The sequence below is a fragment of the Acinetobacter sp. 1130196 genome (assembly GCF_000588095.1).
In the GTDB taxonomy this organism is placed as follows: domain Bacteria; phylum Pseudomonadota; class Gammaproteobacteria; order Pseudomonadales; family Moraxellaceae; genus Acinetobacter; species Acinetobacter nosocomialis.
Genome location: NZ_JFWX01000112.1, coordinates 1 through 2,029 on the forward strand (window position 1 = coordinate 1; position 2,029 = coordinate 2,029).

Annotated in this window: 3 protein-coding genes; all 3 read right to left on the bottom strand. The window is 35.1% G+C overall.

What is annotated here, in order from left to right; all coding sequences use genetic code 11:
- Positions 1-738 (bottom strand): IS3 family transposase (locus J671_RS26045; protein ID WP_228132371.1); only part of this gene is annotated, 738 nt, incomplete at its 3' end.
- 32 nt (positions 739-770) lie between these two features.
- The gene (locus J671_RS24650; RefSeq protein WP_004886316.1) at positions 771-1,280 is read right to left on the bottom strand and encodes a helix-turn-helix domain-containing protein; all 510 of its coding nucleotides are present in this window, start codon (positions 1,278-1,280) and stop codon (positions 771-773) included.
- 441 nt (positions 1,281-1,721) lie between these two features.
- A partial coding sequence (locus J671_RS24655) for an IS5/IS1182 family transposase (protein ID WP_031983777.1) occupies positions 1,722-2,029 on the bottom strand: 308 nt, incomplete at its 5' end.

A 2,029-nucleotide genomic window follows, 5' to 3' on the forward strand; every position in this document is an offset into this window, starting at 1 on the left:
TTTCTCTAATTCATCAATTGATTGAAATTTTTCTCCATGAAAGCATTCCGATTTTAATATTCCAAAGAAGCTTTCTATTACAGCATTATCTAAGCAATTTCCTTTACGAGACATACTTTGAATTAAACCATGTTGCTTTAATTGCTGTTGGTAATGAGCCATTTGATATTGCCATCCTTGATCTGAATGGAGAATTGGTTTCTCATGTCGCTTAAGTTTAGCTAAGGCATGAATGAGCATATCTTTCACTAACTCATAATTGAGTTTACGTTGGATCCGGAAAGTAATAATTTCCCCATTAAACAAATCTATAATTGGTGATAGATAAAGTTTTTCACCGTTAACATTAAATTCCGTCACATCAGTTGCCCATTTCTGGTTGGGATGGTTCGCTTTAAATTGCCGTTGCATAATGTTATCAGCCACCGTCCCGACACAACCACTTTTATATGAGCGATATTTCAATGCTCTGATACGTGATTTAAGTCCCATGGTTTTCATAAGGCGATATACACATTTATGGTTGATTATTATTCCTGTACTTTTCAGGGCAAGAGTAATTCTACGATAGCCATAGCATCCCTTATGCTTGTGATATATGGACTTAATCTGCTGTTTTAACTCAGTATATTTGTCATTAGAGCGTACAGCTTTCATGTGATAGAAATAAGTACTACGAGCAATCTTTGCAATACTGAGTAAGAGTTTTAATGGATAAATTTGCCTTAATTCTGAAATAACCTGAACAGTGTCTGCAGTACAAAGTGTATTTAAGTACGTTGCTTCAGTTTTAAGGCTTTTAGCTTTTTTAAAAAGGCAACCTCTGCTCGTAAAGCAGTCACTTCATCAATGAGCTCCTGTTGAGATTTATCTTTGTCTTCTTTTATAGGTTTAGTTATTTTGGTTTTATGTTGTTTAACCATATTGGTATAAATCCTCGTAGTATTAAACCCGGCAATCCCTTCTTTATGATACTGAGCGAGCCACCTTCTTAAAATTGACGTCCCGCTCAGATTTAACCGTCTTCTAACTTCTCTTACCGGTATCTTATCAAGAAGCATTTGTACAGCCTTGATTTTAAATTCGGAAGAGTAGTAGGTTTTTTTAGTTTTAACATTCAGGCCATCTTCACCTTGTGCCTTATAGTTTTCAATCCATAAGCGGATGGTTTGGAGATCAACATTAAATTCTTGTGAAAGGATTTTATATCCTTTACTTCCATCTAAATAAGCTTGAATGACTTTTAATTTTAACTCTTTTGAATGCTTCGGAATTGGCATAGGGCACACCTCATAAGTTTAAAAAGTCTAACTTATGGGGTGCAGTTCAGAACGGGAGGGGGACGCCCCGTGCGTGCTGGGTCTATGAGCTCCAGTCTGTCAACCCCCTTTCGTTCTACCACCCTAATTAATTCGCGGTAATCTGGTGGTAGGACTCCATTTTTTAAGGAGTTGACCATGACATTTTTTAATCTCGTTTTCTCTGTTTTTTAACTATTTTATTGATTTAAAATTTGGGTTTTTACGCCTTATTTTTTTAAATTTATAAACTAATTTTATTTTAAAATTTTAATTATTTTATTTTCCTGTATTTATAGGAGGATTAACTTTTATTTAAAAAATTATTTTAACTTCCCAAGAAATTATATTTTTTTATTTTAGTTATAGATGGCTTTGTTGCATAAACATTCAAAAGCTGAGTTCTCCCCAATCCATTCAAATTTAAGACACAACTTGGGTGCGAGGTCTACCTAATTCCGTAAATCTATTCAGAACTGCCACACGCGCATGAATTTCATTGACCTGACTTTGAAAATGTCTTGCCGTCAGCCTATCACCTAATAATTTGATGCAATGCATCTTGGTTTCCACCAAACTACGACGGTGATAACCCGACCATTTTTTCCATAGGGTTCTGCCTAAATGTTTAACCGTTTGAAGTAACTCATTTCGTTCTATTGAACTTATTTTAGAATCTTTCCAGGGCTTGGCATTCTTTCTGGGTGGAATTACTGCATGTGCTTGACGAT

Coding starts and splice junctions, on each gene's coding strand:
- J671_RS24650 (WP_004886316.1), bottom strand. CDS start 1,280: ATGCCAATTCCGAAGCATTCAAAAGAGTTAAAATTAAAAGTCATTCAA.